The organism is Pseudovibrio sp. POLY-S9, from assembly GCF_001431305.1.
Classification (GTDB): domain Bacteria; phylum Pseudomonadota; class Alphaproteobacteria; order Rhizobiales; family Stappiaceae; genus Pseudovibrio.
Genome location: NZ_LCWX01000071.1, coordinates 141,081 through 149,161 on the forward strand (window position 1 = coordinate 141,081; position 8,081 = coordinate 149,161).

The 8,081-nt window shown below is 51.4% G+C and carries 7 protein-coding genes; 3 read left to right on the plus strand and 4 right to left on the minus strand.

Going from position 1 to position 8,081, the window contains the following annotated elements; all coding sequences use genetic code 11:
- Positions 1-1,868, plus strand: a 1,868-nt coding sequence (locus PPL9_RS33065) for an EAL domain-containing protein (RefSeq protein WP_208989184.1), incomplete at its 5' end; no start/stop codon positions are given.
- A 4-nt stretch (positions 1,869-1,872) separates the two neighbouring features.
- On the opposite strand, the gene PPL9_RS05335 is transcribed toward PPL9_RS33065, so the two are convergent.
- Positions 1,873-2,838: a 2Fe-2S iron-sulfur cluster-binding protein gene (locus tag PPL9_RS05335; protein ID WP_057461716.1), complete on the minus strand. Its 966-nt coding sequence runs from the start codon at positions 2,836-2,838 to the stop codon at positions 1,873-1,875.
- A gap of 161 nt (positions 2,839-2,999) precedes the next feature.
- Positions 3,000-3,818, minus strand: coding sequence for a methyltransferase (locus tag PPL9_RS05340; protein ID WP_057461717.1), 819 nt, complete (start codon positions 3,816-3,818; stop codon positions 3,000-3,002).
- Between the two features lie 202 nt (positions 3,819-4,020).
- On the opposite strand from PPL9_RS05340, the gene gltS reads away from it, so the two are divergent.
- Entirely contained in the window at positions 4,021-5,238 is a 1,218-nt protein-coding gene (gene gltS / locus PPL9_RS05345) for a sodium/glutamate symporter (RefSeq protein ID WP_057461718.1), read from the plus strand.
- A 38-nt stretch (positions 5,239-5,276) separates the two neighbouring features.
- Here gltS and PPL9_RS05350 read toward each other — a convergent pair whose 3' ends face one another.
- The gene (locus PPL9_RS05350; protein ID WP_057461719.1) at positions 5,277-5,753 is read right to left on the minus strand and encodes a hypothetical protein; all 477 of its coding nucleotides are present in this window, start codon (positions 5,751-5,753) and stop codon (positions 5,277-5,279) included.
- Positions 5,754-5,993: 240 nt separating this feature from the next.
- Here PPL9_RS05350 and PPL9_RS05355 point away from each other — a divergent pair, with 240 nt between their 5' ends.
- Positions 5,994-6,590 carry a DJ-1/PfpI family protein gene (locus PPL9_RS05355; RefSeq protein WP_057461720.1) on the plus strand — a complete coding sequence of 199 codons (597 nt, stop codon included), beginning with the start codon at positions 5,994-5,996 and terminating at the stop codon, positions 6,588-6,590.
- Between the two features lie 50 nt (positions 6,591-6,640).
- On the opposite strand, the gene PPL9_RS05360 is transcribed toward PPL9_RS05355, so the two are convergent.
- The coding region (locus PPL9_RS05360) for a M10 family metallopeptidase C-terminal domain-containing protein (protein ID WP_057461721.1) at positions 6,641-8,081 on the minus strand (1,441 nt) is incomplete at its 5' end.

Sequence of the window (8,081 nt, forward strand, 5' to 3'; positions counted from 1 at the left end):
ATGTGCGGGTAGAGGGCACCAGAAGGATGGATGAAGTCGGTGAGATCGCCCGCGCTGTTAAAGTGCTCCAGGCCTCCGCTCGGGAGCGTGACAGTTTGCGCCTCAATATCCAGCGCAAGAACAAGGAATTGCGCAAAAAAGAACAGGAATTGGTGAAGCAGAATACGTTATTCGACGCTGCATTGAACAATATGTCCCATGGGTTGTGTATGTTCGATACACAGAAAAGATTGATTGTGTTCAATCAGCGCTTTGATGACATCTTCGCTTGTGAACAAGGCGAAGGTAAAATTGGCATGACATGGGATGAAATGGTCCAATGTATGCCTCTGGCCCAGGAGTTTTTGCAGGATGATGGCGAAAACTCCGTCGCACAACAACACTGGCCGAGTACCGTTCGCAGCACATTTACACTCACTTTGCAAAGTGAGCAGGTCATCTTGATGACGCTGGAACCGCAAGATGGCGGCGGCTGGGTTGCGATCTTCGAAGACATCACCGACAGGCAGCGCATCAGTGATCACCTGAGCTATCTCGCAACGCACGATGCCTTGACCAAACTGCCCAATCGTTTGCTGATGAATGAGCGCTTGCAAGAGATGAAACAAGCTGCTCTGGCACAAGATGAGCACTTCGGCATTTTGTGGTTGGACCTTGATGAGTTCAAGACCATCAATGATTCATTGGGTCATGCAGTTGGCGATAAGCTCTTGTGCCATGTCGCAAAAATCCTGCGAGAAAAGGTGGCTAACAAAGAGATGGTCGCCCGTCTCGGCGGTGATGAGTTTGCGATCTTGTCTAAATTGCCTGCTTCTCGTGAAGATCTGGAACAGCTTGCCAAAGAAGTACTGAAAGTCATCGCTTCTCCATGTTTCCTCGAAGGACATGAAATCGTGGTCGCCGCGAGTGTCGGTATCGCGACATTCAGCAAGGAATATCAAAACGTGGATGAGCTTATCCGCTTTGCCGACCTTGCCTTGTATCAGGCCAAAAATGACGGTCGAAACACCTTCCGCTTCTTCGAAGATGATATGGCTGCCAAAATCAAGCAGCGTCAGACCCTGATCACCGATCTCTACAAAGCCACTGCAAATCGGGAGCTGGAGGTTTATTTCCAGCCACAGGTCATCTTGGCAACCGGCGAAATCTCGGGGTTTGAAGCACTACTGCGCTGGAACCACCCACGCTACGGTTTCATCTCACCATTCGAGTTTATTCCCCTGGCAGAAGAAACAGGTCTGATTCTGGAAATCGGGGCATGGGTACTGGATGAAGCCTGCTCTCTGGCTGTCGGTTGGCCCAAGCGGGTGAACTTGGCGGTCAACCTGTCACCACGTCAAATTTACTGCGAGCAGCTACTACCCGTTGTTGATGATGTGCTGGCTCGTACGGGTCTGGACCCCGGACGGCTTGAACTGGAAGTGACAGAAACTGTGTTACTGGCAGATCATCTGCGCGTACGTCAGACTCTGGCGAAGCTGCAACAAATCGGCGTTAAGATCTCCATGGATGACTTCGGAACAGGCTACTCTTCACTGAGTACACTTCGCCGCTTCCCCTTTGACAGGATCAAAGTTGATAGGTCTTTCGTGATGAGTATGACTGAAGATGATGATTCCCGCTTCATCGTGAACTCCGTCATCGATCTTGCAAACAGCCTCGGCATCACAACAACAGCAGAGGGCGTTGAAAGCAAAGAGATCGCAGAGCAATTGACGGCAATGGGATGTTCTGAAGCGCAGGGCTATTACTTTGGCAAGCCTGCACCTCCCAATCAGGCGCTCTTCTGGATGCTGGAAGAAGCACGCGGCGTCACGCTGGAAGCGCAGGTCAACAACTCAAAACTGACCAAGAAAGCCGCAGGCTAAATCGTCACTCAGCAGGTTCCATCGCGGCGGAACCATCAACTTGCTCGACTGCATCATCCCACGGTTGAAAGTTTGGAATGCGTCCGTAAGTGGCTTGCGCATCTATGAAAACATGCTCTAGGCCGGCAATGAAATCGCGTGAACCAGCCATATAAGCCATGTCAAACTCGGTCAAATCTGGCAGCAGTGCCTGCAGAGTTTCAGCTGCGCCATCACCTTGCAAGTCGGCAAAGGTTGGCTGTATGCCGCGGCGGTTTAGCCAGTTAAACACCTGCTGAAACTGGTCTTGCTTCAGCGACTGATCCAGAATGAGCACTTTCTCACGGCGCGGCTGCCCCATGGCGGAACTCAAAGCCATCGCCCAGATCGGAGGTAGGCTGTTCGGTCCGGCAACCATAATCAGCGGCTCGTCATCATGCCCAAGGAAGGAAGAGCCATAAGGACCGGTGATGCCAACCCGCCCCTTCACATCGCCCTTCTTCGCAAGCATTGCGAAGAGATCAGGGGTGTTGGCCCGTTCTATGAGGAAGATCAGCGTATTGAACTCAGTCCCGGCATCCAGAGCAAAACTGGCAAACAGGTTCACCCGTTCCTGACCACGAAACTCAACATGGTAATACTGGCCCGGACGCCATGAAATCGGCTTGGTAAAGCTCAGGCGCAACTCGAAAAGGTCATCCGAAACCTTCCGCACTGCAGATACATGCCCCTTAAGCGACTGCAATTCAGAGGATGCGGGCAGCTTCAGCTCAGCATCGCCAGCAACCGTTGCCTTACAAGCAAGAACGGTACTTTTCAGCCGAGAGCCATTGGCTTCCACCTCACCGGAAATCACAGTAACGCGCGTGCTTTCACAAGTGCTATTCCCGCAGTCACACTGCAAAGCTAGTCCACCACGCTCAGCGACTTCTAGAAGTGTTTCACCAAGCTTGGCATCAATTGATCTGCCATTGATATTAAGACTGGTCATGGGCACCCATGTTGCTCCGCGTATGTGACGGACGTATCTACGGTTGTGCAAGTTATAGAACTACACGCTTATTTCCTAGGGGGAAATCTAAGTCATTCGCGACATTAATACAATTTTAACAATTAATAGTCACCTGACTTTATCTAGTTATTTTTACGCCCTTAGCTCTTCTTGTAGGCCGCAATAACCAGATGACCCGGAACTGGCTCACCCTGTTCAAAGCGAACGGTGATTGGCGAAAGATCAAGAATGGTAAAGCCACTGCTCACCAGCAAGTTCCGAACATAGCTCTCAGCATGTGCAAACCGATGGTACTTGCCCACCATGAAGTTCTGCTCGCCTAACTCCTCTGCAGGAAGTGTCTCAGAGGAAAATGCAAAGACACCATTGGCTTCAATATTGTCCGCTACACCGGCGAAAAACTCTTCCAGTTCGCCCATGTAGGGCAGCACATCAGTCGCGACGATGAGGTCCCAGCGCTCTTCTTCCTCAACCTTGAGAAATTCAACCACTTCACCCACGTAAAGGTCGTCGTAGATTTCCTTCTCATCCGCAACTTCAACCATCCCCTCGGCAATGTCCACGCCGGTTTTATGGGGCACCAGATTATTCAGGGCTTCGCCGGAAAGGCCAGTCCCGCAACCAAGGTCCAGTAAACGTTTGAAGGAGCTAAGTTCCAGCTTTTCAATCTTGTCACGCACCATCAGCGGAACAGAATAGCCAAGCTGATCCACTAGAACCATGTCGAACACTTCGGCATGCTGATCAAACAGCGTGCTCACATAAGCATCCGGCGCTTTGAGCGGCGCATTTCCTTTGCCCATACTTGCCAGGCGAACGGCCACGCCACCATGATCTTCCGGATCTAACTCCAGAACTGCTTTGTAGGCTTCAGCAGCCTCGTCAAACTTGCCTGCTTTTTCCAGATCAAGAGCCTGGTTATATGCGTCAGCAAGTGCTTCATTGTCTAGTTTAGTCATGGGGACAGTTGAGCCGCTGTAATATTGAAATTGAAGGTCTTCCTTACACAAGAAATTTTCGAAAATCTACGCAATACATAAGGTTTTGTTGCCGCATCAGAGTAAATAAAATGGATCACCCCGATTAAAATACGCAGATCACTTTTAAACGGCAAGTGAGGTCATGCTGATAGAACCAAGGCTGGTGAACAGTGAGGCCCGTATGGAAGGTGCGCAACCTGAGCTAATTGAGATTGATCCATTTACGACAATCACAATTGCAATCCTTGTTTTGTTTGTCGGACGAGAGCTCGTTCGAAAAAGTGTAGCCCTTCGCAAACTGACGATCCCTGACCCTCTGGCTGGCGGATTGCTGTGCGCCATTCTTGTTACTGTGCTGACGGTCTGGTGGGGTGTGAAACTTAAATTCTCGACAGAACCGATTGATTTCTTTCTGATTTATTTCTTTGCGGCAATTGGCCTTCGTGCAAAGGTGAGTGACCTTCTTTCAGGTGGCAAACCACTTGTCATTCTCATCATCATTTCCTCGGTGTTTCTTGGTGTTCAGAATTTTGTCGGCATGGGGGCGGCCAGCGTCTATGGCTATCCAGTACACACAGGCATCATCGCCGGGTCAGTCTCGCTATCCGGCGGGGTAGGGACAACGCTTGCATGGGCACCAATTTTTGCTTCAGAACTTGGCGTCGCAAATGCGCAGGAGATCGGTATTGCCTGTAACACTGTGGGCATCGTGTCTGCGTGTATTATCGGCGGACCAATTGCTCAGTACCTCATGAAACGGCATAAACTGGCAGGATCCCTCAGCACAGACGAAGCTGTCGGGCAGAATTTCAAGGACGATGGTAAGCTGAATCTGCACTACTACGATGTTCTGGGGGCAGTCTTCTTCATCAATATGGCAATTTTCATCGGCTACATGATGTATCTTGGCCTGCAGGAAGCTGGCGTCGTTATTCCGGTATTCGTGCCAATTCTTGTCGCAGGCATCATCATAAACAACGTGGGCCGCCTGCTGTTTCGCAACTACGACAATGTTGGCCGCGAAAAAGGCATGGCGATGATCTCAGACATCAGCCTCGGTATCTTCCTCAGCATCGCGCTGATGACCATGGACCTGCTGGTGGTTTGGCAGTTTATGGGCTTCGTCGCACTGGTGATGTCCCTGCAAATCGCACTTGCCATTAGCTATGCCCTCTTTATCGTCTTCACCTCCATGGGCAAGGATTATGATGCAGCTGTTATCGCAGCAGGCTTTGGCGGGATAGCGCTCGGTTCCACCGCTACAGCCGTGTTGAATATGACCTCCGTCACCCGTCAGTTTGGTGCATCGCCTAAAGCATTCCTCATTGTGCCACTCACCTGCGGCTTCTTCATTGACCTGATGAACACCTGGGTGATCTCAAACCTGATTGCGCTTTGATGAGCATGAAGTTGAAGTTCAAAACATGGCTGGAGTAATTAAGGTCGCACGAGCAAATATCGCGAGATCGTTGCATACGGTCCGGCCTCATAGTGCACCAGCTCCATTGTGTCAGAGTTTATCATGCGCCCCTGCATAGTGCCTGTGTCAGGGTGCTCAACAAGTGTGATGGAAGCCCCATCCCAACCGATCATCCCAATCACAGGCTCTTTGGATTTTGAGACCTCGGACCGCCCATCATGATCTCGCCCGGACCCGGGACTGACCTGCCAGAAGAAAACTCCCTCCAGCACGGGTCCTGTTTGCTCACCTATCCGCAAATGAGAAGGTCCGTTCTCCTGACTTTGGATATCCCGATGCCAGTAAACAGCATCTTTCTTGATCACCACCCATTGCCCGACCAGCTCTGGATAATGCTGTGGCGGCTTGCCATCAATTGCAAAGGCAACAAACGTGGCACACCCCATCATCAGTGCTGCAATCGCAGTCTGAACAGGAAGTTTCCATTGCCCCATTTATGCCTCCCCAACTCAACTTGAACTCACAGGGCAACACATCTCAGCCAAGACCTAAATCCCTGGGATTTGATGTGGTAGTTCAGATCAAAGAAATCTGCCTGTATGGAAGCAAGAGCATCTGTTTTGTCGTTCTCATAAGAAAGGGATAGCCAATCCTGCCTCTGGAACATATAGTGAACAGAATCTATTGTAAGCGATGGCGATCAACCCGGATGATTGTTCAAAAGGATATTTGAAATGACGAAGATTGCAGTGATCCTCACCCAAGGCTTTGCCGATTGGGAATACGCATTGATTGCTGGCACTGGCGGCCCATTTTTCGGCATGCAGGTTGAGTTCTTCACCCCTCAGGTCGGTGAAGTGAAATCGCAAGGCGGGCTAGCTGCGATTGTCTCGCGTAAGCTGGATGAGATCAGGACGTTTGAACCAAGTGTTATTGTCGTTGTTGGGGGAACAATCTGGGAAACTGAACAGGCTCCGGATATCGCAGATCTGCTCAGGGCTCACCACGAGCGCGGTGGTGCTGTTGCTGGAATTTGCGGTGGCACATTGGCTCTTGCCAGAGCAGGTCTGCTGAATGAAGCGAGACACACATCAAACAACGCAGAATTCCTGCAGCAAAATGCGAAAAACTACAAAGGTGCTGAACACTACCAGTCAAGTGCATCTACCATCTCGGATCGTGGCGTGATTTCCGCTCCTGGAACGGCCCCGGTATCCTTTGCAGCAGCTGTTCTTGAAGCCGCCGGGCTCGCCACTGATGCTCTTCAGCAGTTTAAGGCAATGCTTGGCGCAGAGCATTTGGAACCGGCAATGGCTGAGGCGACCTCTTAAAACCTGAGTCAGTGCCCTGGGTTGATAGGGCACTGACCAGTTTCTGCTGACTACACGAAAGCAAAGTCGCTTTCGCCAAGGAGTGCAGCATCCACATTCACCAGAGAAATGGAGTTTGTTCCAAAGGTAATCACGGTATCTCCGCCATCGTCAAAGATGGTGAGGTTGGCAAACTCTGCCATGCGGCTCTTGATCATGATGAGATCACTGCCAAGTTCAAAGTCGTTGATGGTGTCATCACCTCCCAGATTGAAGAAGCAGAAGTTGTCAGCGCCTGAACCGCCTGTGAGCGTGTCGTCACCAGCACCTGCAATCAACTTGTCCGCACCAGAGCCTCCATCCAGAGTATCGTCCCCGGCACCGCCTTTCAGCACATCATTGCCAGAGCCACCACGCAGGGTATCGTGACCGTTTCCGCCAATCAGCTTGTCCTTGCCACCGTTGCCGAGCAGCGTGTCATTGCCAGCTTTGCCAACTAGAGTATTGCCAGCCGCATTGCCGATGATGGTGTCATCGCCGCCACTGCCAATCGCGTTCTCGATAACGGCGTTGTAAGCAATCGCCAGATTACTCAGGCCACCACCCACATCGGAGAAGGAGCCATCAATGAGGCTGATCATCTGGTTGACTTTACCAGCACCTGACATGTCGATGGTGTCATTGCCACCGGCATCCCAAATGGTCACCGCGCTGGGCATACCCTGGGAAAAATCATAGGCGCCACCAGCATTGGAGTTGTAGCCGTAGACCGTGTCATCCGCACGGGTGGTCATATTCACCCCGTAAAGCTGTTGAAGCGCCAGAACATCCAGCGGCATGAGCGTGTCCGGGAAGCCACCGTAGCTGAGGTTGGAATCGGCGTTGCTCTCATCAAAATAGCTCATCACAGAATACTGCTGAGTATCCTGACGGAACTGAGCATGCTCATCATAAGTAATGCGAACACCCGGACCAGCGTTGTAGTCTCCCGGATGCGCCAACCCCACAGCATGGCCGATCTCGTGCATAACAGCAAAGTGGCTGTAAGAGCCGGTTGGCAACTCATCGGTTGAGACACTGTTCGTGTTCAGCCAAACGTCGCCTTCATTTTCACCAGCGTCCGGCGAACCTGGATAGTATGCATAGGCACCAGCACCATCCGTGGTGGAGTTGTAGTTGGAAAACAGCATGGTCGCATCGTCGGTGTATCCGTCCGGGTTCACCCGATCAAACGAGATATTGGCAATTTCTGAGTAGGAGGCCAGCACCTTCTCAATAGCTGCAATCTGCTCATCAGTGACATGCGCAAACGTGTCTTCAACCCCGTTGTTGTTCTCACGGAAGCCATAAGTCACTGTCGCAGCTGTACCCGGTCCACTCCATGAGAGGCCTGGGCGAAGCAAGGCACCAGCACCCATATTACCGTCATAATAAGCTTTGTCGCCTTCCACAGCAGACAAGCCGTACTGGCCGGTGCCTTCATCACCATAGGACGCCACATCAAGATAGAAA